The organism is Ornithinimicrobium sp. (assembly GCF_030537745.1).
In the GTDB taxonomy this organism is placed as follows: domain Bacteria; phylum Actinomycetota; class Actinomycetes; order Actinomycetales; family Dermatophilaceae; genus Ornithinicoccus.
On the sequence record NZ_JAUNVI010000011.1, the window covers coordinates 1 to 24,490 of the forward strand.

The 24,490-nt window shown below is 68.7% G+C and carries 21 protein-coding genes; 16 read left to right on the top strand and 5 right to left on the bottom strand.

The window, feature by feature from the left end; all coding sequences use genetic code 11:
- Positions 1 to 115: 115 nt before the first annotated feature.
- The 5 genes from tsf (at position 116) to rlmN (ending at position 4,720) form a co-directional block, all read left to right on the top strand.
- Positions 116 to 943, top strand: coding sequence for a translation elongation factor Ts (tsf, locus tag Q4P07_RS04105; RefSeq protein WP_303373626.1), 828 nt, complete (start codon positions 116 to 118; stop codon positions 941 to 943).
- Positions 944 to 1,150: 207 nt separating this feature from the next.
- The gene (gene pyrH / locus Q4P07_RS04110) at positions 1,151 to 1,879 is read left to right on the top strand and encodes a UMP kinase (RefSeq protein ID WP_303373627.1); all 729 of its coding nucleotides are present in this window, start codon (positions 1,151 to 1,153) and stop codon (positions 1,877 to 1,879) included.
- Between the two features lie 79 nt (positions 1,880 to 1,958).
- On the top strand, positions 1,959 to 2,525 hold the full coding sequence (frr, locus tag Q4P07_RS04115) for a ribosome recycling factor (RefSeq protein ID WP_303373628.1): 567 nt from the start codon (positions 1,959 to 1,961) through the stop codon (positions 2,523 to 2,525).
- A gap of 51 nt (positions 2,526 to 2,576) precedes the next feature.
- Entirely contained in the window at positions 2,577 to 3,458 is an 882-nt protein-coding gene (locus tag Q4P07_RS04120; RefSeq protein WP_303373629.1) for a phosphatidate cytidylyltransferase, read from the top strand.
- Between the two features lie 38 nt (positions 3,459 to 3,496).
- Positions 3,497 to 4,720, top strand: coding sequence for a 23S rRNA (adenine(2503)-C(2))-methyltransferase RlmN (rlmN, locus tag Q4P07_RS04125; RefSeq protein WP_303373630.1), 1,224 nt, complete (start codon positions 3,497 to 3,499; stop codon positions 4,718 to 4,720).
- A gap of 105 nt (positions 4,721 to 4,825) precedes the next feature.
- Here rlmN and Q4P07_RS04130 read toward each other — a convergent pair whose 3' ends face one another.
- Together Q4P07_RS04130 and Q4P07_RS04135 are read right to left on the bottom strand one after the other, a co-directional pair.
- Positions 4,826 to 5,305, bottom strand: a complete 480-nt coding sequence (locus Q4P07_RS04130; protein WP_303373631.1) for a hypothetical protein — start codon at positions 5,303 to 5,305, stop codon at positions 4,826 to 4,828.
- A gap of 82 nt (positions 5,306 to 5,387) precedes the next feature.
- Complete coding sequence (locus Q4P07_RS04135) at positions 5,388 to 6,605, bottom strand: LOG family protein (protein ID WP_303373632.1); 1,218 nt, start codon at positions 6,603 to 6,605, stop codon at positions 5,388 to 5,390.
- 34 nt (positions 6,606 to 6,639) lie between these two features.
- On the opposite strand from Q4P07_RS04135, the gene Q4P07_RS04140 reads away from it, so the two are divergent.
- From Q4P07_RS04140 to Q4P07_RS04180, 9 genes are all read left to right on the top strand, one after another.
- Positions 6,640 to 8,544, top strand: coding sequence for a propionyl-CoA synthetase (locus Q4P07_RS04140; protein WP_303373633.1), 1,905 nt, complete (start codon positions 6,640 to 6,642; stop codon positions 8,542 to 8,544).
- A gap of 121 nt (positions 8,545 to 8,665) precedes the next feature.
- Positions 8,666 to 9,001, top strand: a complete 336-nt coding sequence (locus tag Q4P07_RS04145) for a hypothetical protein (RefSeq protein ID WP_303373634.1) — start codon at positions 8,666 to 8,668, stop codon at positions 8,999 to 9,001.
- A complete protein-coding gene (locus Q4P07_RS04150; protein WP_303373635.1) occupies positions 8,998 to 10,404 on the top strand; it encodes a hypothetical protein in 1,407 nt (468 codons plus the stop codon). The genes Q4P07_RS04145 and Q4P07_RS04150 overlap by 4 nt, the downstream gene beginning before the upstream one ends.
- The gene (locus tag Q4P07_RS04155; protein ID WP_303373636.1) at positions 10,401 to 11,222 is read left to right on the top strand and encodes a hypothetical protein; all 822 of its coding nucleotides are present in this window, start codon (positions 10,401 to 10,403) and stop codon (positions 11,220 to 11,222) included. The genes Q4P07_RS04150 and Q4P07_RS04155 overlap by 4 nt, the downstream gene beginning before the upstream one ends.
- Entirely contained in the window at positions 11,219 to 12,457 is a 1,239-nt protein-coding gene (gene dxr, locus Q4P07_RS04160) for a 1-deoxy-D-xylulose-5-phosphate reductoisomerase (protein ID WP_303373637.1), read from the top strand. Before Q4P07_RS04155 ends, dxr begins: the two co-directional genes overlap by 4 nt.
- Complete coding sequence (locus Q4P07_RS04165) at positions 12,454 to 13,776, top strand: RIP metalloprotease (RefSeq protein WP_303373638.1); 1,323 nt, start codon at positions 12,454 to 12,456, stop codon at positions 13,774 to 13,776. The genes dxr and Q4P07_RS04165 overlap by 4 nt, the downstream gene beginning before the upstream one ends.
- A 30-nt stretch (positions 13,777 to 13,806) precedes the next feature.
- Entirely contained in the window at positions 13,807 to 14,979 is a 1,173-nt protein-coding gene (gene ispG / locus Q4P07_RS04170; RefSeq protein ID WP_303373639.1) for a flavodoxin-dependent (E)-4-hydroxy-3-methylbut-2-enyl-diphosphate synthase, read from the top strand.
- A 68-nt stretch (positions 14,980 to 15,047) separates the two neighbouring features.
- Positions 15,048 to 15,893: a GNAT family N-acetyltransferase gene (locus Q4P07_RS04175; protein WP_303373640.1), complete on the top strand. Its 846-nt coding sequence runs from the start codon at positions 15,048 to 15,050 to the stop codon at positions 15,891 to 15,893.
- A gap of 5 nt (positions 15,894 to 15,898) precedes the next feature.
- Positions 15,899 to 16,609 (top strand): uridine kinase, encoded by a 711-nt coding sequence (locus Q4P07_RS04180; RefSeq protein ID WP_303373641.1) that lies wholly within the window; start codon positions 15,899 to 15,901, stop codon positions 16,607 to 16,609.
- Here the strand turns inward: Q4P07_RS04180 and glpK are convergent.
- Both glpK and Q4P07_RS04190 read right to left on the bottom strand, forming a co-directional pair.
- On the bottom strand, positions 16,563 to 18,188 hold the full coding sequence (gene glpK / locus Q4P07_RS04185) for a glycerol kinase GlpK (RefSeq protein ID WP_303373642.1): 1,626 nt from the start codon (positions 18,186 to 18,188) through the stop codon (positions 16,563 to 16,565). The two genes, Q4P07_RS04180 and glpK, sit on opposite strands and share 47 nt — an antisense overlap.
- 29 nt (positions 18,189 to 18,217) lie before the next feature.
- Positions 18,218 to 20,005, bottom strand: coding sequence for a glycerol-3-phosphate dehydrogenase/oxidase (locus tag Q4P07_RS04190; protein ID WP_303373643.1), 1,788 nt, complete (start codon positions 20,003 to 20,005; stop codon positions 18,218 to 18,220).
- 139 nt (positions 20,006 to 20,144) lie between these two features.
- Here Q4P07_RS04190 and Q4P07_RS04195 point away from each other — a divergent pair, with 139 nt between their 5' ends.
- Entirely contained in the window at positions 20,145 to 20,987 is an 843-nt protein-coding gene (locus Q4P07_RS04195) for a GNAT family N-acetyltransferase (RefSeq protein ID WP_303373644.1), read from the top strand.
- 13 nt (positions 20,988 to 21,000) lie between these two features.
- Here the strand turns inward: Q4P07_RS04195 and Q4P07_RS04200 are convergent, their stop codons facing one another.
- Positions 21,001 to 23,088 (bottom strand): prolyl oligopeptidase family protein, encoded by a 2,088-nt coding sequence (locus Q4P07_RS04200; RefSeq protein WP_303373645.1) that lies wholly within the window; start codon positions 23,086 to 23,088, stop codon positions 21,001 to 21,003.
- 128 nt (positions 23,089 to 23,216) lie between these two features.
- Here Q4P07_RS04200 and Q4P07_RS04205 point away from each other — a divergent pair, with 128 nt between their 5' ends.
- Complete coding sequence (locus Q4P07_RS04205) at positions 23,217 to 24,443, top strand: alpha-hydroxy acid oxidase (protein WP_303373646.1); 1,227 nt, start codon at positions 23,217 to 23,219, stop codon at positions 24,441 to 24,443.
- The last annotated feature ends 47 nt before the right edge of the window (positions 24,444 to 24,490 follow it).

Consider the following 24,490-nt stretch of genomic DNA (forward strand, 5'->3'; position numbering starts at 1 on the left):
GAGGTCGCTGAGGCCCCCGCTGCTGAGGTCACTGAGGACTGAGCAGGCGCATCCGCCCCATCCACACCACTCGAATTGTTGTTGCTGAACCTGAACAAGGAGCGAAACACAACCCATGGCGAACTACACCGCCGCTGACATCAAGTCCCTTCGCGAGTCCACCGGCGCCGGCATGATGGACGTCAAGAGGGCCCTCGACGAAGCCGACGGCGACCTGTCCAAGGCGACCGAGATCCTGCGTGTCAAGGGCCTCAAGGGCGTCACCAAGCGCGAGGGCCGCTCGGCCTCCAACGGACTGGTCCGCGTCCACGTGGACGGTGGGGCCGGCACCCTGGTCGAGGTCAACTGCGAGACCGACTTCGTGGCCAAGGGTCAGAAGTTCGGCGAACTGGCTGACCAGGTCCTCGCGCAGGCGGTCGCCGTCCAGGCGGCCGATGCCGAGACACTGCTGGCCTCCGACCTGGACGGCCAGACCGTCAAGGAGCTCCTCGACGAGGCCAACGCGGCCATCGGCGAGAAGATCGAGGTCCGCCGGGTCGCGCGGGTGGAGGGCGACCAGGTCGTCTCCTACCTGCACAAGACCAACCCGGACCTGCCACCGCAGATCGGCGTCCTGCTCGCGACCACCGGTGGCTCCACGCAGGTGGCTCGAGACATCGCGATGCATGTCGCGGCGTTTGCGCCGACCGTGCTGACCCGTGATGACGTCGACCCGGCAACCGTGGAGAGCGAGCGCCGCATCGCCGAGGAGACCGCTCGCGAGGAGGGCAAGCCGGAGCAGGCACTGCCCAAGATCGTCGAGGGCCGCGTCAACGGCTTCTTCAAGGAGAACGTCCTGCTGGACCAGGCGTTTGCCAAGGACAACAAGAAGACTGTCGCGCAGGTAGCGAAGGAGGACGGCGCCGCCGTCACCGGCTTCGCCCGCTTCAAGGTCGGCGTTTGATCGTGCATCACTCTCGTCGCCACTGGTGACGGGGGAGGGGGCCGGGTCCGGATGGGGCCGGCCCCTTCCGCATGTCTGACCATCTCTTCCTCGACCAGGCTCGTATGGCAGGATCGAGCGACTGCCCACTGCCCTCGGAGGATCCGTATGACCGCATCCGTGCCTGCCCCGACGCTGCCCTCAACCGCGACTGACCCGGCTGCGGGGATGACTCCGAACGTACCCCACAGCGGGCGCCGGGTGCTCTTGAAATTGTCCGGCGAGGCGTTTGGCGGCGGTAATGTCGGAGTGGACCCTGAGGTCGTCCGAGGGATCGCCCGACAGATCGCGACGGCGGCGCGCCAGGGCGTGCAGATCGCTGTCGTGATGGGCGGCGGCAACTTCTTCCGGGGTGCCCAGCTCCAGCAACGAGGTATGGAGCGGGCTCGGGCGGACTACATGGGCATGCTGGGCACCGTGATGAACTGCCTCGCGCTCCAGGACTTCCTGGAGAAGGAAGGGATCGACACGCGGGTGCAGACCGCGATCACGATGGGCCAGGTCGCCGAGCCCTACATCCCGCGTCGGGCGATCCGGCACCTGGAGAAGGGCCGAGTGGTCATCTTCGGCGCTGGCGCCGGCATGCCCTACTTCTCCACCGATACGGTCTCGGCCCAGCGCGCGTTAGAGATCAAGTGCGACGCCGTCCTGATGAGCAAGCACGGGGTCGACGGGGTCTACACCGCCGACCCACGGACCGACGACACCGCGGTCAAGCTCGAGGAGCTGACCTTCGAGGAGGCCCTCGTCAGCAACCTCCGGGTCGTCGATGCGGCGGCCTTCAGCCTGTGCATGGACAACGACCTGCCGATGCTGGTTTTCGGCATAGACGGGCAGGACGCCATCACCCGTGCCCTGTGTGGTGAGAAGATCGGCACCAGAGTCATTGCCGGCTGACCGGTCGGCGCCGGCGCCAGGCGCCGACGACTACCCCTGATGACCAATTTCCCGACGCTAGACGCAAGGAGCGACCACGATGTCCGAGGTCATTGAGATGGCCCTCTTGGAGGCCGAAGAGAAGATGGAAAAGGCCCTGGAGGTCGCGCGTGAGGACATGTCCTCGATCCGCACCGGGCGTGCCCATCCGGGCATGTTCGCCCGGCTCGAGGTCGACTACTACGGGTCGATGACGCCCTTGCAACAGTTGGCGTCCTTCACCGTCCAGGATGCCCGCACGCTGCTCATCACCCCCTATGACAAGGGCTCGATGGGAGAGATTGAGAAGACCCTGCGCAACTCGAACCTGGGTGCCAACCCCAGCAACGACGGCGCGGCTATCCGTATCGTCATGCCCCAGCTGACCGAGGAGCGCCGCCGGGAGTACATCAAGCTGGCGAACACCAAGGGCGAGGACGCGAAGGTCTCGGTCCGACACGTCCGCCGCCACGCCAAGGACATCATCGACAAGTCCGTCAAGGACGGCGACATCGGCGAGGACGAGGGCGCGCGTGCGGAGAAAGAGCTGGAGTCCCTGACCAGGAAGCATGTCGACAACGTCGATGAGATCCTCCAGGCCAAGGAGGCCGAGCTGCTCGCTGTCTGAGCAGCCCGGCGTCCCTGCGTGCGCGCACCTTCCCGCACCACCATCTGAGCCATGGCTGACATCGAGTCCAAGGTGAGCGAGTCTCGACGCACCCATCGGGCGCGCCGGGAAACGGCTGCTGCGGGGGCCAAGCGATCCCGCGCCGGACGCAACCTGCCGGTCGCGATCTCGGTCGGTCTGCTGCTCGCCGCCGTGGTGATCGGCAGCCTGGTCTTCTATCCGTGGGTGTTTGTCGCGCTGGTCACGATTGCCGCAGGCGTGGGGGTGTGGGAGGTAGACCACGCCTTTCGGGCCGGGCGGATCTGCCCGCCGTTCCCGCCGGTGCTGCTGTCGATCGCGCTGGTGCCGCTCGCCTACGTCTGGGGAGCCGAGGCGTTGGCTATCGGGTTTGCCGCGTCCGTCGCGCTCATCCTGCTGTGGCGCTCCGTCGGGCCCAAGGAGGACGCGGCCCGGGACGTCGCTGGCGGTGTGTTCATCGTGGCCTATGTGCCGTTGCTGTGCGCGATCGCCTCCCTCATGGTGAGCGCGCCGGACGGCGTCGGGAGGGTCCTCACCTTCATCCTCGTCACGGTGGCCAGCGACACCGGGGGGTTTGCCGTCGGTGTGTTCAAGGGACGCAGCCCGATGGCTCCCTCGCTGAGCCCGAAGAAGTCCTGGGAGGGCTTCGCCGGGTCGGTGGGGACCAGCGCATTGGTCGGTGCCGCTGCGGTGTTCCTCCTCCTCGACGGCAGATGGTGGGTGGGTCTGCTCGTCGGCGCGGTCGCAGCGGTCTTCGCCACGGTGGGTGACCTCGCCGAGTCTTCCATCAAGAGGGACGTCGGCATCAAGGACATGGGCAACGTGCTGCCCGGCCATGGGGGCGTGATGGACCGGCTGGACTCCATGGTGGTGACAGCACCCGTCTGCTGGGTCCTGCTCAGTCTGTTCGTCTAGGGACCAACCAGCGTCGCGGTGATGGGACACTGGTAGGGATGACCACTGAACTTCCTACCCCCAGCATCGGTCGGCCCACGCCCGGCACCCTGACTTTCACCGCGCCCCGGCGCGGCAAAGCCCCCGTCCACCTGGCCGACTTCGACCTGGCCGGTCGCAAGGCCTGGGCGCAGGAACTCGGGCTGCCCGGCTTCCGCGCCGACCAAGTGTCGAGGCACTACTTCGAGCGCTTGACCAGCGACCCCGCCGACATGACTGACCTGCCCAAGGACGGTCGAGAAGGCCTCGTCGCTGGCCTGCTACCGGCCCTGCTCACTCCGGTCCGCACGCTGACCGCGGACGACGGCGCGACTCTGAAACAGGTGCACCGCCTCCACGACGGTGCGATGGTCGAGTCGGTGCTTATGCGCTACCCCGGCCGCATCACCATGTGCATCTCCAGCCAGGCCGGCTGCGGGATGAACTGCCCGTTCTGCGCGACCGGGCAGGCCGGCCTCACCCGCAACCTGTCCACCGCCGAGATCGTCGAACAGGTGGTTGCTGCGGCACGCGCCCTGCGCCACGGCGAGCTCGGCACCGCCCCCGGCGAGACGGCGGATGCTGGCGATGGCCACGAAGCGGACGAGCTCGAGGGTGCCGGCTCCGATGAGGCGGTCCACGAGGCGCTTCGGGTCAGCAACGTCGTCTTCATGGGTATGGGCGAGGCGCTGGCCAACTACAAGGCCGCGATCGGGGCGATCCGCCGCCTGGTGGACCCCGCCCCAGAAGGTTTGGGCATGTCGGCCCGCCACGTCACGATGTCCACCGTCGGCCTGGTGCCCGCGATCGACAAATTGGCTGCCGAGGGCATCCCCGTCACCCTGGCGCTCAGCCTGCACGCACCCGATGACGAACTGCGCGACGAGCTCGTCCCCATCAACACCCGGTGGAAGGTCGACGAGGCGCTCGACGCCGCCTACCGCTACTTCGAGGTGACCGGTCGCCGGGTCTCTATCGAGTACGCCCTGATCCGCGACATCAACGACCAAGCCTGGCGCGCCGACCTCCTCGGCGAGAAGCTCAACGCTCGCGGGCGCGGCTGGGTGCACGTCAACCCCATCCCGCTCAACCCGACTCCCGGCAGCAAGTGGACGGCCTCCAAGCGGGGGGTCGAGCAGCAGTTCGTCGAGCGGCTGCGCGCGCACGGCATACCGACCACCGTCCGCGACACTCGTGGCTCCGAGATCGACGGCGCCTGCGGCCAGCTCGCCGCAACGGTATGACGTCCAGGCTGGCCTAGGTCTCTGCGGAGGCGAACTCCAGCAGCGCTGCTGTGCGCGCGTCCGGCCCCGACCGGTCAATCCGGGAGACGGCGGACACGATGGCGTTCACGCGACTCCAGGCCAGCAGGCGCGCCACTCCCTGCGGGCCCCCCAGTCCGACCAACGGCGCCAGCGCCCGGAGTCGTGTGGTCCACCCGTGCGGACAGCCGCCTCCCAGGCGGGGCGGGGGACGTATGGGCGGACCTTCGGCCCGGCCTGCCGGGCACCGATCCGCTCGAACATCTCCTCGCAACGCTCCTCCAGGAAACCCTCCACCCCGGTGACGGTCGTGCCGTGCACGTCACGAAGAAGCTCGGCCCACTGTGCCGGCGTCGGGGGCGCAGCGCGGAGGCTCGCGACTGGGTGCCCGGGCACGATGCGTTCCATCAGCACGGCCCCGGCCTCCGAGGCAATCACGCGCGGGACCCGAGGCCCCGCCTCATACAGGTCCTCGACCGTCAGGTCCCAGCGCCCGACGATCCCGCCCACCAGGGCCGGGAGACGCCGCGCGAAGGCGGCTGCCGGCACCTGACCGAAGCGGTCCACCAGTGCCAGGCCCGCACGCGTGAGGCGGTCATCGGAGACCGGCGACGTGCGGCCTGCCCCGGCGACCCATCAGCGCCACCCATCACGGCGCCAGGAGAGCGGCTGCCTCGCCGACGGTATCGACCAGGTGGATCGCCGAGGCCATCCGTCGGCCCTTGCCGAGCGCCCGCAGCACAGGCCACACCGGCAGCTGCTGCGTCCACTGCGCTCGCCCCACGAGGACGAGAGGTGCCAGCGGAGCGTCTGTGGCCTCGACCGCGTAGTAGAGGCGCGTGGCCATCGCAAAGATCTCCTGCACCGTCCCAGCCGCGCCGGGCAGGACGACCAGACCGCCGCCGCAATGAGCCATCAGCAGATCCTCGCGCAACGCATTGGAGAAGAACTTCGCGATGAGCTGGGCGAAGGCGTTGGGCGGCTCGTGGCCGTAATACCACGTGGGGATCCCCAGGCTCCGGAGCGGGCGCGGCCCAGGCCGGTCGTAAGCCTGGAGGCGGAAATCCAACGCGGGCCGGACCCAGGCCCCGATGTCGGGGGAGAAGTCCGGCACGCTCGCCAGCGCGTGCAGTGCGCCGATCAATTCGTCCTCGTCGGCGGCCCACGCACCGAGGTTGGCCGCCTCCATGGCCCCGGGCCCGCCACCGGTCACCACGAGGGTGTCGGTCTGCGCCAGCCGGTGCCCGAGAAGGGCGGCCGCCGCGTAGTCGTCGGTGCCGCGACGCAGCGCGTGCCCACCCATCACCCCGACCACCCGGCGGCCTTCGACGACGTGCGCCAGGGCGTCGGACATGGCGTCGTCGTGGATCGCCCGCAGCGCCGTCACATAGGCGTCGTGCCGTAGGGCGGCATTCTCGAACCACTGGTAGGTGCGGGCGTCCACGGTCGCCGCATAGCCGTCGTGCTCCAGGCCGGCATACAGCTCCTGGGCGGTGTAGAGCCGGGCCCGATAGGGATCGACAGGGGCGTGCGGCGCGGGCGGGAAGACGATCGACCCGTGCGCTCGTAGGTGTGCCTCGACCTCCTTGTCGAGCCGCCCCCCGAGGACCACGATGTCGGTCAGGTCTTCCCGAGCCAGCAGCAGCTCGCGCTGAGGATGACCGACCAGGTCGAGGGCCTGCAGCCGGAGGCTGTGCAGAGGGACGGGTGAGCGCAGGAGAGCCTCCCACGTCGTCTGGTCCTCCACCTCCCGGCCCGCCACCGCAGACAGCCCCTCCGCGCGGGGATAGCGGACCTCCGCGGTGTCACCGCAGCCGACCGGCATCGACAGGACGCGGGCACTGACCGGTCGGGTGCTGCGCTTCATACCGCAGACCCTACGGGGGGTGTTGGATGAGGGCATGAGCACCGATGCGCAACGGGAATACCGCGAGACCGTGGCAGCGAGCCTGACCGACCCGGACGGGTTCTGGGGCGAGGCCGCCAAGACGATCGACTGGATCACTTGGCCGGCGATGGTGCTGGACGATCGCGACCCGCCGTTCTACCGATGGTTTGGTGGTGGCCGTCTCAACGTCTGCTTCAGCGCCCTGGACCGGCACGTCGTCCATGGGCGGGCCGACCAGACGGCGCTGATCTACGACAGTCCGGTGACGGGGGTCGTTAAAACTTTCTCCTACTGCGAGCTGCTTGACCTGGTCGCCCGCTTCGCCGGGGTGCTGCGCGACCTGGGGGTGCGCAAGGGGGAGCGGGTCGTCATCTACCTGCCGATGATCCCGGAGGCGGTCATCGCGATGCTGGCCTGTGCTCGGATCGGTGCCGTGCACTCTGTCGTCTTCGGCGGCTTTGCTCCCGCCGAGCTCGCGGCGCGGATCGAGGACGCTGCGCCGAAGGTCATCGTCTCCGCGTCGTGCGGCATCGAGCCCTCCCGCGTCATCCTCTACAAGCCGATGCTCGACGACGCCATCACCCGGTCGGCGCACAAGCCCGATTACTGCGTCATCGTGCAACGCCCCGAGCAGCCGTGCGAGTTGGGCCCGCGCGACCTGGAATGGGCCCAGCTGATGCACCCCGATGCAGTCGCCCCGGCCGAGTGCGTGGCGGTCGAAGCCACCGACCCGCTCTACGTGCTCTACACCTCCGGCACGACCGGCAAGCCGAAGGGCATCGTGCGAGACAGCGGTGGCTATGCGGTGGCGCTGTGTTGGTCCATGACCAACCTCTTCGGACTGCAGCCGGGGCAGACGTGGCTGTGCGGCTCCGACGTCGGTTGGGTGGTCGGCCACTCCTACATCGTCTACGGCCCGCTGCTGGCCGGCGCGACGACGATCCTCTACGAAGGGAAACCGGTCGGCACCCCCGATGCCGGCGCCTACTGGCGGATGATCGAGGAGTATGGCGTCACCGCCGCCTTCACCGCGCCGACGGCGCTGCGGGCGATCAAGAAGCAGGACCCGGACGCCTCGCTGGCAGCCGCGCATGATCTGTCCTCGCTGCGGACGTTGTTTCTGGCGGGGGAGCGACTCGACCCGGACACCTGGACCTGGGCCACGGAGAACCTTGGCGTGCCCGTCATCGACAACTGGTGGCAGACCGAGACGGGCTGGCCGGTCGCGACCAACCCGGTCGGCGTCGCGCTCTTCGACATCAAGCCGGGCAGCGCCACGTTGCCGACGGTCGGCTATGACGTGCGCGTCCTTGACGAGCAGGGCAAGGAGGTGCCGCCCGGCACCGAGGGCGCGATCTGCGTCAAGCTGCCGCTGCCCCCCGGCACCCTCCCCACGCTCTGGCGGGACGACGACCGCTATGTCTCCAGCTATCTGTCCACCTATGAAGGTCACTACCTCTCCGGGGACGGCGGCTACCTCGACGAGGACGGCTATCTCTTCGTGATGGGCCGCACTGACGACGTCCTCAACGTCGCCGGACACCGTCTCTCGACCGGTTCCCTGGAGCAGGCGCTGTCCGGCCATCCGCAGGTGGCTGAGTGCGCCGTCATCGGGGTCGCCGACGAGCTCAAGGGCCAGGTGCCGAGGGCGCTCGTGGTCCTCAAGGGCGGGGTCAATCTGGATGACTCCGGCCGGGAACGGTTGGCGCAAGAGTTGGTCCAGCGGGTCCGGGACGAGGTGGGCCCCGTGGCCGCCCTGCGCCGGGTCGACGTGGTCGAGGCTCTGCCCAAGACCCGTTCGGGCAAGATCCTGCGTAGGACGATGCGACAGATCGCCGACGGAGGCGATCCCCAGGTCCCCTCCACGATCGAGGACATCAGCGTCCTCGACGACCTGGAGGAGGTGCTGCGCAGCTGAGGACCGAGCGGTCGGGCCTGTGCATAACTTCTGCACGCCGGGCGGCAGCTTTCCTACCCTCGACCCACAAGAGATTGGTCTGCCGGGACCCGGCCGACCAGTCACGAGGGAGGGAGCACGCATGGGGTATGACGTGCGTGTTGACGTCGATCTGCTCCTCGAGCTCGCACAGCGCCTGGACGAGATCGGTGAGGACCTGGCACGGGTGGCGCAAGGGGCCGCCTCGGCCTGGCGGCTGGCTGCGGGTGCTGCCGGGAGCGGGGACCTACGGGCGGTCGCGGACGATTCGGCGAGGCGGTGGGGAGCCGGTCTGGATTGGACCGGGCACCTGGCAGCCGAGCTCTCCCACGCCACCCGCGAGTCGGCACAGGCCTACCGTGACGTCGAGGCGACCCTGGCTCGGGTCTGGACGACGCGGACGGGGCTGACGGGGCGGCACGCGCGGTGGCAACCGTGAGCACTGGCGAGTCTCTGCGCGGCGTCGGCGTCCTCGACATCTCGCCCGAAGAGCTGCGGCAGGCCGCTCGCCAGCTGCGGGGCGTCGGGGCGCAGGTCGAGGCATTGTCAGATTCCCTCGTGCTGGTCGCGGTGCGTGGACCAGATGGCTGGGCCGGCCTGGCGGCGCTGGAGCAGACCGCCCGCACGCAGGCCACCGCCCGGCTGGTGGGGCTGGCGGTCGGGCCGGGATCAGAAGCGGCCACGGTCCTGGAGCGGGTGGCCGCCAGCGCCGATGAGTGCGCCACTGCGGTGCTCAGCTGGACGCGACACCTGGAGGAGGCGCTGATCGAGCTGCACCGGCTGCGCACCCTCGGCGTGCCGCCGGACATCGTGGACCAGGAGGTCTGGCGCCGTCGGGTGGCCGAGCTGGAGGAGACGGTCGCGCGGTGCCATGGCCTCGTGGACAGGGCCGAGCTCGAGTTCGAGGAGGTGCAACGTGCCTCGGCCCGGACGATCACGCAGGCGTGGGCGCGGGTAGAGCATTCCCTAGCGACCGCCACCGTCCTGGCTCAGACCGGGCTGAAGGCCAAGTCGGCGCACGCCAGGCTCGTGACGATCGGGATCGCTGCGCCCGGCCTGTGGGCTCTGGCCGCGGCACGTCGCTCGGGGGACGCTGCCGCGCGAGCGCAGGCCGTGCTCATCGCCAGGGCCAGGCTCAAGCTGATTCGCGCTTCTGGGGTGGTGGCCGCCGTGACCAGTGCCGGGAAGAAGCTGCCGCCCTGGCTGCGCCCACCGGGCGTGGTCAGCGGACCCATCTTGGCGACCGGCCAGTGGTGGGGCGCCTGGAGTGATCTTCAGGACGGTGGTGGCTACACCGGCTGGCGGGGCGAGACGACGAAGTTCTTTGCCGGACTCGCGGTGGTGGGCATTCCCGCCAGCTTCGTGGTCCTGGCACCGCCCGTGGCCCTGACCGGGATCACTATGACCGCCAGTTATTCGGTGTGGATGAGCGGCAACTGGATCTATGACAACCGTGGGCGGATCGCGGACGCCCGCGATCAGATCCGCGAAGCGGACGAGGCGCTCGCCACGTGGACCGAGGTCCAGTTGCACAAGGGTTATCAGTCGGCCAGCGTCCTGTCAGGCCTGGCGATGCAGCGCCTGCAGGTGCGCGCGGAGGATCTGGTGACGTTGGGAGGTCGCAGCGATGAGCTGACCCGGGGGTTGCGTGAGCGTCTCCGGCAGCTCGGGAAGCCGCTGCGTCTTTCCGACGTGCGGGTGCCACGACTGCCGTTGGACCTGGGCAGCCCCTGGTGGAGCAGCGGCGGGCCCGGGCCGAGCAGCAGCCGGCAGTGGGGGAGCGGTCGGGGACCCATCGACATCGGCATCAGCGGTGTCCCAGGACTGGGGGCGCACGCGTGATCGAGCCACTGTTCACTCTGACCACGGCCGAGCTCGACGTGCTCACGACAGCCCACCACCGACTGCTGCTGGGTCCCGAGGCGCCCGCGGGCATGCTCGAGGGGTGCGGTGAGGACCACGAACAGGCGTCCGCGTCCCTTTTTGGCCGAGGTCTGCTTGACGCCGACGCCGCTCTGGTCGAAGACGACCCTGCGAGCGTCCTGGTGACAGGCATCCTGGACCTGCGGCTCGCCGCTGACCGGACCCTCGTGCTGCGACGCTTCCTCGGCGTGCCTATCGCGGACCGCACAAAGGCGCACGAACGCAGCAGCGCGCGGATCGTGCACCTTGTGCCAGAGGCCGCGTCCTGCCTCGAGGACGTGCACGAAGCCGGCCTGCACACCTTTTCGATCGTGGACGCGCTCGAGGACGTGGTGCGGGTGGTGACCGATTTTCTGGTGCCCGCCGAGGCTGCGCCAGTCCGCGGCTGCGTCTCTGATGGCGTGCGGTGGCCACCGGGCGGGAGGGTCGAGGACTTGATGACCCAGCTCCAGCACCCCACGGTGCTCGCAGAAGTTTGTGACGTCACCCTCGTAGAGGGGCAGCCGCGACCTGGACAGGAACATCTGGTGGCACTGGGGCCGCGGGGTTGCTTCGTGGCCACCAGGCCCGGGCACCCGCCCGGGGTGTCCGGCCCAGGCCGCGAGGAAGGGGTGTCCGAGGCAGTCAGGCACCAGCGGCCGTCAACTGCCGGCCTGCATTTTCGGCCGGTAGGGCCGACCTGGGTCGCGCAGTGGGCCACCACGATCCTGCGATCAAGGGGCACAATGACCGGGTGACGCAGCGCACCGTGACCCTGCTCGGCTCCACCGGCTCGATTGGCACCCAGGCCGTCGACGTCGTCGACGCCTTCCCCGACCGCTTCCGGGTCGTGGCCATCGCGGCTGGCGGGTCCGACCTGGGTCAGCTGGCCCGGCAGGCGGTCCACCTACAGGTCGAGCAGGTCGCCGTCGCCAACGGCGACGACACCACTCTTGCCCAGTTCGCCGACGCTCTCGAGCACGCGGCCCGCGCTGGGGGCCGCACGGCATACCGCCCCCAGATCCTCTCCGGCCCGGACGCAGCCACCACGGTGGCCGGCAACGGAGCCGATGTCGTGCTCAACGCGATCACCGGAAGCATCGGGCTGCGGCCCACGCTCGCGGCCCTCGCCGCAGGGAGCACGCTGGCGCTGGCCAACAAGGAGTCACTGATCGTCGGTGGGCCGGTCGTCAAGGCAGCGGCCGCGCCTGGCCAGATCGTGCCCGTCGACTCCGAGCACAGCGCAATCGCACAGTGCCTGCGCGGCGGGTCGCGCCAGGAGGTCCGCAAACTGGTCCTGACCGCCAGTGGAGGACCGTTCCGCGGGATGACCCGCAGCCAGCTGCGCGAGGTCACCCCCCAGCAGGCGTTGCAGCACCCGACCTGGGACATGGGCGTGGTCGTGACCACCAACTCGGCCACGCTGGTCAATAAGGGCCTGGAGGTCATCGAGGCCCACCTGCTCTTCGACGTGCCTTTTGATGACATCGAGGTGGCGGTCCACCCGCAGTCCGTGGTCCACTCGATGGTGGAGTTCATGGACGGCTCGACCCTCCTGCAGGCTTCGCCCCCCACCATGACCATCCCGATCGCCCTGGGAATGTCGTGGCCCGACCGGTTGACCCAGGTCGCCCAAGCCTGCGACTGGACCCGGGCTGCCACCTGGGAGTTCCTCCCCCTCGATGAGGAGGCCTTCCCGGCCGTCCGGCTGGCCGTTCAGGTCGGGCGAGAGGGAGGGACCTTTCCGGCCGTCTACAACGCTGCCAACGAGGTAGCCGTAGCGGCGTTCCATGCCGGTCAGCTCCGGTTCACCGATATCGTGGACCTCATCGGGGAGGTCGTGGACGAGCACTCGACGGCAGCCGGGAACGGATCGGCCGCCTCGGGGGTTGATCTGACCGTGGACCAGGTGCTCGCAGCAGACACCTGGGCCCGCACCACAGCAGCCGACCGGATCGGGGCCATCAGCATGAGCAAGGAGTCGACCCCATGATGTATCTCTTGGGCGTCCTCATCGCCGCGGCGGGGGTGGCCCTCTCCATCGCGCTCCACGAGGTCGGCCACCTCGTGCCGGCCAAGATCTTTGGCGTCAAGTGCACGCAGTACATGGTCGGTTTCGGCAAGACCATCTGGTCCCGGACCCGGGGCGAGACGGAGTACGGCCTGAAGTTGATCCCGCTCGGCGGTTACGTGCGGATGATCGGCATGTTTCCCCCCCGCGCCCAGGACCACGGCAAGCTGCGTCGCTCCAGCTCCAACCCGCTGCACCTGATGATCGAGCAGGCGCGGCAGGACTCCCTCGATGAGATCCAGCCTGGGGACGAAGACCGCGCCTTCTACCAACGCCCCGTGTGGCAGCGGCTGATCATCATGGGCGGTGGCCCGCTGATGAATCTTGCCATCGCGACCGTCCTGATCGGCATGATCCTGACCGTCCACGGCATCGGCGTGATCAAGCCGACGGTGGCCGCGGTGGCCCAGTGCGCCAACGTCGATGTCACCGACGAGGACTGTGCCGGGCAGGCCCCCTCACCAGCGCGGGCTGCTGGGCTGCAGGTCGGTGACACCTTCGTCTCCGTCGACGGGACCCCGGTCTCCACCTGGCCAGAGACGACCTACGCCATCCAGAATGCCGGCGACCAGGCGATCTTCGTCGTCGAGCGCGGTGGCCAGCGCCGGACCGTCACCGCCGAACTGGTGATGCGCGACCGTCCGCTGATGACCCCCGATGGCACCGTGCAGGTCGACGCCGAGGGTCAGCCCGTCCTGGGTCAGGTCGGCTTCCTGGGCGCGACCCCGACGCTGGCGATGGAGAAGCAACCGGTCACTGCGGTGCCCGGCTATGTCGGCGAGATGTTTACCGGCACCGCCACCGTGGTCCTGACGCTGCCGCAACGACTGGTCGACATCAGTCAGGCTGCGTTCGGGACCGAGGAGCGCGACCCCAACGGACCCATGTCGGTCGTCGGCGTCGGCCGGGTCGCCGGTGAGGTGGCCGACGGCGGCTTCTCCGACAGCCCGGTGCCGCTGGGAGACCGGATGTGGTTCCTCGTCTCGCTGATCGCCTCGCTCAACATGGCGTTATTCGTCTTCAACCTCATCCCGTTGCTGCCGCTGGACGGAGGGCACATCGCCGGCGGGCTGTGGGAGGCGCTGAAGAAGGGCTGGGCAAAGGTCCGAGGGTTGCCGATGCCAGGGCCGGTCGACACCGCCAAAGCACTGCCTGTCGCGTATGCCGTGGCCATCGGCCTGCTGGGGATGACGGCGCTGCTGGTGTATGCCGACATCGTCCGACCGATCAGTCTGGGCTGACATCCAGACAGGCCTGCCACAATGGGCCACATGACAGCTGGTATCCCCATCTCCCTCGGCATGCCTGCCGCGCCCGCCCCCGTCCTCGCTCCGCGGCGCAAGACCCGCAAGATCCGGGTCGGCAAGGTCGAGGTCGGTGGTGACGCCCCCATCTCGGTGCAGTCGATGACCACCACGCAGACGACCGACATCAACGCGACGTTGCAGCAGATCGCCGAGCTCACCGCCACCGGATGCGACATCGTTCGTGTGGCCTGCCCGACCCAGGACGATGCCGAGGCGCTGACTGCGATCGCTAAGAAGTCGCAGATCCCTGTCATCGCAGACATCCACTTCCAGCCCAAGTACGTCTTCGCGGCGATCGACGCGGGCTGTGCGGCCGTCCGGGTTAACCCGGGCAATATTCGCAAGTTCGACGACCAGGTCAAAGAGATCGCCCAAGCGGCAAAAGATGCCGGCGTGTCGATCCGGATCGGCGTCAACGCCGGATCGCTCGACCCACGCCTGCTCCGTAAATACGGCAAGGCCACCCCGGAGGCGCTCGTCGAGTCCGCGGTCTGGGAGGCCGGCCTGTTCGAGGAGCACGACTTCCACGACTTCAAGATCTCGGTCAAGCACAACGACCCTGTCGTGATGGTGCGGGCCTACGAGTTGCTGTCCGAGCGCGGCGACTGGCCGTTGCACCTGGGCGTCACCGAGGCCGGTCCGGCCTTCCAGGGCACGATCAAGTCGGCCGTCGCGTTCGGTGCGCTGCTGTCCAAGGGCATCGGTGACACTATCCGCGTCTCCCTCTCCGCCCCGCCGGTCGAGGAGGTCAAGGTCGGCAACCAGATCTTGCAGAGCCTTAACCTGCGCCCGCGCAAGCTCGAGATCGTCTCGTGCCCGTCCTGCGGTCGCGCCCAGGTCGACGTCTACAAGTTGGCTGACGAGGTCACCGCCGGCCTGGAGGGTCTCACCGTCCCGCTGCGGGTCGCCGTCATGGGATGCGTCGTCAACGGGCCCGGTGAGGCTCGGGAGGCAGACCTGGGAGTCGCCTCCGGCAACGGCAAGGGCCAGATCTTCGTCAAGGGCAAGATCATCAAGACCGTCCCGGAGTCGCAGATCGTCGAGACGCTGATCGAGGAGGCGATGCGGATCGCCGAGGAGATGGAAGCCAACGGTGAGGGCGTCGAAAGCGGCGCCGCCACCGTGTCTGTCGGGTGAGCCCGCCGCACCCCTGGTGAATGGCCCCCTTCCAGCACCCAGGCGCCTGCACCAGATACCTTTTGCCCATGACGCCCGATGCCCCCGACAGCGCGGAGGCCCGGCGTTCCACCTGGGACGACGGGGTGAGCGCCACGCACCTGCTCGCACGCCCCGACTTGTCGGTGGATCATCTCCTCCTCCCTCCGGGTTCGGGCCTGAAGACCCATAGTCACCACCGGTCGCGGCAGTACTTCCACGTGCTGCAGGGTGAAGCGACCTTCATGCTTGGTCCACGGACACTGACCGTCGCGGCCGGCGCCGGCCTGGAGGTGCCGCCCCGGCTGCGTCACCTGGTGCGCAACGACAGCACCGAGGACGTGCAGGTCATGCTCTCGAGCGCGCCCCGCCCCTCGGGACCGCCCCGCTCCGTGAAGCAGCGCCCGCTCCAACGTGAAGGGATCGTGCTCGGCTCCTACTTCCGACGCACGCGCCCCGGCGACCTGACCACCATCGTGTCCATCGAGGAGGACGTCGACACCCGGCAGTGGATCGGCCAGGGCGGGTTAGCGTGGCACACGCAGATTCTTTCCGACCGGGACATGGAGCACTGGGTGCTCGTTGATCGGTTGGACCGCATCGTCGCCTTCGGGATCCTGGCGGGTGTCAGCAGCGCCGGCCACGTCGAGCTTCGCCGGATGGTCGTGGCCCCCGAAGGTCGCGGACAGGGTCTAGGGCGGGTGCTCCTGCGTCACCTGCTCGAGCACGCTCGAGCCCGTCCCAGCGTGTCCCGGGTGTGGCTGGACGTCGGCGTCGACAACCTGCGTGCGCGCAACCTCTACCGTGGCTTCGGCTTTACGGAGAAGCCGGCACCACCGTGGGCCAGCCTGCTGGAGAACGGCTACTACCTGGAATGGAACGCGGAGGAGCACTGATCGGTATGTCGATGCCTGGCTTCCTGCCTGTCCGTCAGCTCGTCCTGGTCGACCTGTTGGGGATGATGGCCGCGACCCATCCGGGGGAGCGGGCCGTGATCGCCGTCGACGGCCCGGAGGGCGTGGGCAAGAGCCGGCTCGTCGGTGAGCTGGTCGCCTTGGCGCCACTGGTGGCCGGTCGTCAGGTCCTCTCGGTCGGCATCGACGGTTTCCACCGTCCACGCGCGCAGCGTCCTGCTGCGCAGGGATCACCGGAGAGCTATTACCGAGACTCTTACGACTACGACGCCTTCGAAGACCTGGTGCTGCGACCGTTCCGGGCCGGACGGGCGATTGTCCCAGCGGCCTGGGACGGCCGCACTGACCGTCCGGTCCATCCGGACCCGCTCCTCTGCGAGGAGGACGCGCTGCTTCTGGTGGAGGGCCTCTTCCTCCGGCGGCCCGAGCTGGTTCAGGGCTGGGACGCGACCTGCCTGGTGACTGCCCCGGCGGCCGTCACCGTGCCCCGTAGCCACGCGCGTTTTCCGGACAAACGGGTCCCCGGCGACGAGGATCCGACTCACCCGGCCAACCGACGCCACCGCGAGGGACAGCGTCTCTATCGGCAGCAGGCGAGGCTGCATCAACCCACCTGGATCGTTGACAACACCGATCTGCAGCGACCCCAGCTCATCGAGCCCGATCCGGAGGAGCCGCAGTGGTTCGAGCAGGGTTGAGGAGAAGGTTCGGGCCTGCGGCTCGCGCCGCCTGATCCGCGGCCTCGTCGGCTACCTCCTTCTCCTGTGCCTCGGTGTCCTCGTCGACCCAGTCAAAGGTGCGGGTCACCGCCTTTTTCCAGTTGCGGAACAGGCGCTCGCGCTCGGCGTCGTCCAGCTGCGGGCTCCAGCGCTGGCCCTCCTCCCAGTTGTCGATGACGTCCTGCTCCCCATCCCAGAAGCCGACCGCGATCCCGGCTGCGTAGGCCGCTCCGAGAGCGGTCGTCTCCGCGACCTTTGGCCGCACGACGTCGACGCCCAGGATGTCCGCCTGGAACTGCATGAGGGTCTCGTTGGCGACCATGCCGCCGTCGACGCGCAGCTGCGCCACTTCGACTCCGGAGTCGGTGTTCATGGCGTCGAGGACCTCGCGGGTCTGGAACGCGGTGGCCTCCAGCGCCGCCCGCGCGATGTGGAACTTGTTGACGTAGCGGGTCAGACCCACGATGGCGCCGCGAGCGTCGTCCTTCCAGTAGGGGGCGAAGAGCCCGGAGAACGCGGGCACGATGTAGCAACCGCCGTTGTCGTCGACCTGCTGGGCCAGCTCCTCGATCTGCTCGGTGTGTGTGATCAGGCCGATGTTGTCGCGCAGCCACTGCACGAGTGAGCCGGTCACCGCGATCGAGCCTTCCAGGGCGTAGACGGCGGCCTGGTCACCGAGCTGGTAACAGACCGTGGTCAGCAGGCCGTTCTCGCTGGGCACGATCTCGGTCCCGGTGTTGAGCAGCATGAAGTTGCCGGTGCCGTAGGTGTTCTTGGACATCCCTTTCTCGAAGCAGGCCTGTCCGAAGGTGGCCGCCTGCTGGTCACCGAGGATGCCGGCGATCGGCACCTGCAGCTTGTTGCTCTCGCCATACACCTCCGAAGAGGACTTGATCTGCGGGAGCATGGACAGCGGGATCCCCATGTCGGCGGCGATCGACTCGTCCCAGCTCAGCGTCTGCAGATCCATGAGCATGGTGCGGGACGCATTGGTGACGTCGGTGACATGCACCCCGCCGTCCGTGCCGCCCGTCAGGTTCCAGACCAGCCAGGAGTCGGTGTTGCCGAAGAGCAGGTCTCCGGACTCGGCCTTCTCGCGAGCACCGTCGACGTTGTCCAGGAGCCACTTGATCTTGGGGCCGGAGAAGTAGGTCGCCAAGGGCAGGCCACAGATGTGCTTGTACTTGTCCGCACCCTCCGCACCCTCCTCGCCACCGAGCTCGGCGACGATCCTGGAGGTGCGTGTGTCCTGCCAGACGATGGCGTTGTAGACGGCCTTGCCGGTCGTCTTGTCCCACACCACCGTGGTCTCACGTTGGTTCGTGATGCCGATGGCCGCCAGATCGACGCCGGTCAGGTTGGCCTTGCCCAGAGCCAAGCCGATCACCTCACGGGTGTTGTCCCAGATCTCGGCTGGGTCGTGCTCGACCCAGCCGGCCCTGGGCAGGATCTGCTCGTGCTCCTGTTGCCCGAGGGCATGGATCTGACCGCTCTTGGTGAACACGATGGCACGCGTGCTGGTGGTCCCTTGGTCAATGGCCAGGACATAGTCAGCCATGAGGTCTTCCCCTTACTTCGTGGTGGCCGTCAGCGGTCATAAGCAGCGGTGGCAGGACTCGGCGCGTCTGGCAGGCCCTCGAGCGGGACCATGGGCGCGATGTCCGCGGCTTCGTTCCGCACGGCTGCGGCCGCAGCGTCGTCCGGCTGCGCCGCCGCTGCGATCTCGGCCTGCGCCAGCGCCGTGTAGCCCTCGATCTCTCGGCTCGTCCGGTCGCTCGACCATCCCAGCCACTGCGCGGCGAGCGCGGCGATCTCGGGCACGGCCGCTAGCCCTTTGTTGGGGGCTTCGTAGATCAGTCGGGTGCGTCGCATCATGAGGTCCTCCAGGTGCAGCACGCCCTCGCTGTGGCAGGCGTAGGCGATCTCGGCGCGAAGGTAGGCCGGCGCCTGCTCGAGCGGCTCCGCGAGGGAGGCGTCGGTGGAGATCAGGTCGAGCAGTTCGTCCACGAGCGAGCCATAACGGTGCAGGAGATGGTCGGTGTGCTGCTCAGACCAACCGAACGTGGCCCGCAGCGAGGGCATCCGTCGTCTCATCGCGGCCTCTCCCACCGCTCCGAGCAAGGGGATCTGATCGGTGATCGAGGGCAGTTCCTCGGCCTGGTCGCCGAGCGCGAAGTCCACCGCGTCCTTGGCCATCACCCGGTAGGTGGTGAGCTTTCCGCCACCGATCACGGTCAGCCCAGGTATCGGGCTGGCGACGGTGTGCTCGCGGCTCACCTTCGCGGAGTCCGTGCCCTTTTTGGTGCCGGGCTGCAGCAGTGGCCGCAGCCCGGCATACCAGCCGATGACGTCATCTCTGGTCAGCGTCGTGGTCAGCACCGCGTTGGCATGCTCGAGGACATAGTCGATGTCCGCCGCGGTCGCGACGGGATGGGTGCGGTCCAGCTCCCACGGGGTATCGGTGGTCCCCAGGATCCAGTATCGCGACCACGGGATGAAGAAAAGGACCGACTTCTCGGTCTGGATGAACAGCCCGGAGCTGCCGTGGATGCGCTCCCGGGGGATGACCAAGTGGATGCCCTTGGACGCCAGTACCCGCAGTCCTCCCTCCGTCTGCGCCAGCGTCGAGACGTCCTCGGTCCACACGCCCGTGCAGTTGATGAGGTGCCGCGCGCGGGCCTGCAGCTCCTCGCCAGTCTCCAGGTCACGCAGCACCGCGCCCACTGCTCGGCCCGCCTCGTCCTTGACGATCCGGACCACCTGGGTGCGACTCGCGGCATACGCGCCGTAGGCGTGCGCGGTACGGACCACGGTGGTCACCAGCCGCGCGTCGTCGACCGTCGCGTCGTAATACTTCACCGCGCCGATCGCCGTGTGGTCCTTGAGGTCGGGAAACTCCTTGTGCAGGCGGGACCTGGTCGCGTGCTGGTGGATCGGGAGTGCTCGCCGCCCGGGCATGAAGTTGGCGAGCAGGTCATAGAGGGTGACCCCGGCTCCGTAGTAGGCCCGCTGCCAGAAGCGGTGCTGCAGGGGGATGAGGAAGGGCATCGGTTTGACCAGGTGCGGGGCCAGTGTCTTCAGGAGCAGCCCTCGCTCCGTCAGCGCTTCATGCACGAGCTTGAAGTCGAGCATCTGCAGATAGCGCAGCCCACCGTGCACGAGTTTGGTCGACCACTGAGAGGTGCCGGACGCCCAGTCCTGGGCCTCGACGACCGCCGTCGACAGGCCCCGCGTGGCGGCATCGAGCGCGGTGCCCGCCCCGGTCACCCCCCCGCCGATGACCAGCACGTCCAGGACCGGGCCCCCGCTGCCGCTGCGGCGCAGTGCGGTCAACGCTTGGTCGCGGCTCTCGCCGGTCAGTGCCTTTGACTGCATGTTTGCCCCTTGGTCTGTGGGATGACGCTGTTGCAAGAACTCTGGCTTCACTGTGTCACCGGCCAGCAGCGAATGCACCCGGGGCCACGTTGCCCACCGCTGGATCGACAGGGCACGGGCGGTGAGGCAGGCTGTCCTCATGCTGCGCAGCGTGGGAGCCGTGCGGGCCTTGGGCCTGGCGGACGTCGATCACGCCCTCGAGATCTGTGCGCAGGACCCGATCAGCAACGTCTTTGTGGCCGCCCGCATCATCGACAGCGGACTGGCGGGCAACCGCGGCCCGCTCTTTGGGTATGGCGTCGCGGGCGAGGAAGCCCTGTGCTGGTGCGCTGCCAACGTCGTGCCGGTCGAGGCCAACAGCCGTGCCCTGGGGGCGCTGGCCGCGAAGGTCGCCAAGCGTCGAACCTGGGCCAGCTCGCTGTTCGGCCCCGCCGACCAGGTCCTCGACCTATGGGGCCGGCTGGCCAAGAGCTGGGGTCCAGCCCGGGAGGTCCGGGAGAACCAGCTGGTGATGACGATGACTGCGCCTCCGACGTCGCTGGGGATGGCCATCGACCCGACAGTCCGGCCAGCCATCCCCGCAGAGCTCGATCTCGTGGTGCCGGCCGCAGCCGCGATGTTCACCGAGGAGATCGGCTACGCGCCCTACCAGGGCAGCGGCCTGTCCTACCGCCGCTCCGTGGCTGATCTGATCAGCAGCGGCCGGTCCCTGATCCGGGTCGAGGACGGCAAGGTCGTCTTCAAGGCGGATCTAGGGTCGGTCGCCCTGGGTGTGGCGCAGATCCAAGGGGTCTGGGTGCACCCTGCGTGGCGCGGGCAAGGGCTGGCTGCTCCGGCGATGGCTGCGGTCGTTGAGCACACGCTCGCCCACGTCGCGCCGACCGTCACCCTCTACGTCAACGACTTCAACGCAGCTGCGATCGCGACCTACCGCCGGGTCGGCTTTGTGCAGACGGGGACCTTCGCGACGGTGCTCCTTTGAGGATCCGACGTGGTCAGGAGGCAGCGAGTCTGGCGTGCAAGAAGGCCCAGGACAGTGCGTGCCAGGTGGCCCACTGGTCGGCGGTGCTGGCGCCTCCATGCCCACCCTCGGTGTTCTCCCAGTAGGTGACATCCCGGCCGAGATCCTCCAGGGCGGCGGTCATCTTGCGCGCGTGCGCGGGGTGCACCCGGTCGTCTCGCGTCGATGTCGACAAATAGACCGGCGGCGTCGGACGCTGCGGGTCCAGCAGCTGGTAGGGCGAGAACGTCTGGAGCCACTCCCACTGCTCCGCATCGTCGGGGTCGCCATACTCAGCCATCCAGGACGAGCCCGCGAGGAGGCGGTGATAGCGCTGCATGTCCAGCAGCGGCACCTGGCAGACGATGGCCCCGAAGTCTTCGGGGTACTGCGTCAGCATGTTGCCGACGAGCAGGCCGCCGTTGGAGCGTCCCGTGCACCCCAGCCGTTCGACGCGGGTTACTCGGCGGGCAACCAGGTCCCGCGCGACCGCGACGAAGTCCTCGTAGGCCCGCGGCCGTTGCGCCTGCAGGGCGGCCTGGTGCCACCGTGGGCCATACTCGCCGCCGCCCCGGATCCCGGCGACCACGTGGACGAAGCCGTGAGCCAACCAGGACCGTCCGACGATCGGATCGTAGGCAGGGGTTAACGCCTGCTCGAAGCCGCCGTAACCGTGCAGGACGGTGGGCGTACTGCCGTCGGCGGGCAGGTCGGACGGGCCGACCTGCCAGTAGGGGACCCGCGTCCCGTCGGACGAGGTCGCGAAGTGCTGCGTCACCTCCAGGCCCGCTGCGTCGAAACGTGCCGGAGCGGTCTTCAGCTGCTCCAGCGCGACTCCCGGGCCGTCCACGCGGGCGACCGCGAGCGACATCGGCTCGAGAAAGCCGGTCGTCACGAGCCATAGGTCGTCACAGGTGTCGTCGTCGACCGCAGACACGCTGACGGTCTGCAATCCCAGGTCAAGGTCAGCCGTGATGTCCTGGGAAGACCAGGCGCCAGCGGTGGTGGGGCAGTGGCGCTGCAGCTGCACCGTGTGGCGGACATCGACGAGGACGGTCGTGACCAGGTGGTGCTCGGTCCAGGTCAGGTCGACCAGGGCAGAGCGGTCATCGGGCACGAACAGGGGCGTCCAGGTGGATCGTCCCGCGAGCGCGTCGGTCAAGCTCGAGACCAGCAGTGAGCCAGCGGGCAGTGGTGCCGCTGGCGTCTCCGGCGTCGGATCGATGACCGTCTGTGCCCAAGGAGTCCAGGCGTGCCGCAGACGCAGCGCCACCCAGTCCTGATGCACCGAGACGTCGGCGCTGTCGGGGACGGGGAGTTGGTCGAGCTGGCCGTCCTCACCCAGCACCATCACCTGCTCGGTGTAGAAGGTGATGGCGCGGCGCAGGAGCGTCCGACCGGATCGCTGGTCGTGTTCGACGAAGAGCCCCAGGTCCGACTCGTCGACGGTGTGGACCACGGCAGCCGTCTCGATCGGCGTGCCGCGCTCCCACAGACGCAGGGTGCGTGGATAGCCAGAGCGGGTCGCCCCCGTCGGGTCCGCGGCCGTGGTCAGCCAGACGTGGTCGCGATCGCGCCAGGCCAACCGGCCCTTGGCCTCGGCCTTGGCGAAGCCCGCCGGCTCGGGCACCCACTCCAGGGTCGCGAGGTCGAGCTCCCGGGTGGTGCCGGCGTCCGAGCCGCCTCGGGACAGGTGCACCAGGGCCCGGTCGAAGGACGGGCGGAGGATGCTCGCGCCCTGCCACACCCACGGGATGCCCTCGGTGGCCCCCAGCGCGTCCACGTCGAGGAGCACCTCCCACTCGGGCTCGACGGTGCGGTAGGACTCCCACGTGGTGCGTCGCCATACCCCGCGCGGATGATCGGCGTCGGTCCAGAAGCCGTAGAGCAGGTCGCCGACCTGGCTGACCAGCGGGATGCGGTCGCTGGCCTCCAGCGCATCGCGGATGCCGGTGTGCAGGTCGGGATAGAGGGGCAGGGCCTGCAGCTGCCGCTCGGCGGCACGGCTGCGGGCGCTGACCCACTCCAGTGCAACTGATGACTCGACAACTTCGAGCCATAGGTGAGGGTCGGGCGTGTCCATGTGGTCACTCCATCACAGGTCGGTGACGATTCCAGGGCTGGGTTGGGGCAAGGGGCCGGGCCGGACTAAAGTGTCGAGGACGTGCGGAGACTCGTTGGCCCGCATAACTATGCATTTCCAGGAGAACCATGTCCCCCCTGCGTCGTCAGGTGCCCCGCTGGTCCGAGCTCAAGCCGCTCGTGCGGCTCGACCCGCCGTCATGGCGCCGCACCGAGGCTGCGCTGCGACGTGCTGCGACCATCGAGGACCTGCGCCTGATCGCCCGGCGCCGCACGCCACGAGCGGTCTTCGACTATGTCGACGGGGCAGCCGAGGCCGAGGTGTCGCTGGCCAGGTCCCGACAGGCCTTTGACTCCGTGGAGTTCCGCCCGCACGTCCTGCGTGACGTGCGGCACGTGGATCCGAGCATCGACCTGCTCGGGGTGACCAGCCCCATCCCGTTGATCCTGGCTCCCACCGGCTTCACCCGGATGATGCACACCGAGGGGGAGTGGGCGGTGGCCGCCGCGGCTGCGCGGGCGGGCGTGCCCTACACGCTGTCCACGATGGGCACCGTCTCGGTCGAGGACTTGGCAGCCGATGTCCCGAGCGTGCAGCGCTGGTTCCAGCTCTACCTGTGGAAGGACCGGGACGCCTCACAGGCGCTGATCCGGCGTGCGGCTGCGGCTGGCTTCCAGACCCTCATGCTCACGGTCGACACCGCGGTCGCGGGTCAACGGCTTCGCGACGTGCGCAACGGCCTGACCATCCCGCCGGCCCTGACCGTCAAGACGCTGGGCGGTATGGCGATGCACCCCCGGTGGTGGGTCAACCTGCTCACCAGCGAGCCGATCGAGTTCGCTTCGCTGCGCACGTCCGGCGGCACGGTGGCCGACCTCGTGGACCGGATGTTTGACGCCGGGGTCACCACCGAGGACCTCGCGTGGCTCCGCGAGCAGTGGCCCGGGCGGATCGTCGTCAAGGGCATCCAGCACCCGCAGGATGCCACAGACCTGGTGGACCTCGGGGTCGACGGGCTGGTCATCTCCAACCACGGCGGTCGCCAGCTCGATCGGGCCGTTGCCCCGCTGGAGCTGCTCCCACAGATCCGTGCCGCGGTCGGGCCCGAAGTGCCCCTGCTCATCGATGGCGGGGTCCGCAACGGCGCCGACATCGTCGCAGCCGTCGCCCATGGCGCTGACGCCGTGATGGTCGGACGCGCCTACCTCTACGGCCTCATGGCCGGTGGCGAGCCGGGTGTCGAACGGGCGCTGGAGATCCTCACCAGTCAGGTTCACCGCACCCTCAAACTTCTTGGCGCCACCCATCTGTCCGAGCTGACCCCCGAGCACGCTCCGCTGCGTGCTCGCGCCTGATCCATCAGTTTCACCCGCCACTCACCACCACCCCACCAATCACCACC